The organism is Vibrio sp. 811, from assembly GCF_033339195.1.
The window spans coordinates 1-563 of sequence record NZ_JAWOUB010000753.1; the positions used below are offsets into that span (position 1 = coordinate 1).

At 57.7% G+C, this 563-nt stretch carries 1 pseudogene; it reads left to right on the forward strand.

The features are described from left to right. Window positions 1–563, forward strand: a pseudogene (locus tag R7Q46_RS29215) (Tn3 family transposase); the annotation flags it as partial.

Sequence of the window (563 nt, forward strand, 5' to 3'; positions counted from 1 at the left end):
GGCCCTGGGACCACCGACGCCTAGCTGTCGTGGCGGCAAGCCTGGCACATCCGCGATGAAACCTATTCGACGGCGCTGGCCGAGCTGGTGAATGCGCAGTTTCGGCAACCCTTCGCCGGCAACTGGGGTGACGGCACCACGTCATCGTCAGACGGCCAGAACTTCAGAACCGGCAGCAAAGCAGAAAGCACTGGTCATATCAACCCGAAGTATGGAAGCAGTCCAGGACGGACTTTCTACACCCATATCTCCGACCAGTACGCGCCCTTCAGTGCCAAGGTGGTCAACGTGGGCATTCGTGATTCAACTTACGTGCTTGATGGCCTGCTGTACCACGAGTCGGACTTGCGCATCGAGGAACACTACACCGACACGGCAGGCTTCACCGATCACGTGTTTGGCTTGATGCATTTGCTGGGATTTCGCTTCGCGCCGCGTATCCGTGACTTGGGCGAAACCAAGCTATTCATCCCCAAGGGCGACGCCGCCTATGACGCGCTCAAGCCGATGATTAGCAGCGACAGGCTGAACATCAAGCAAATACGCGCCCATTGGGATGAAAT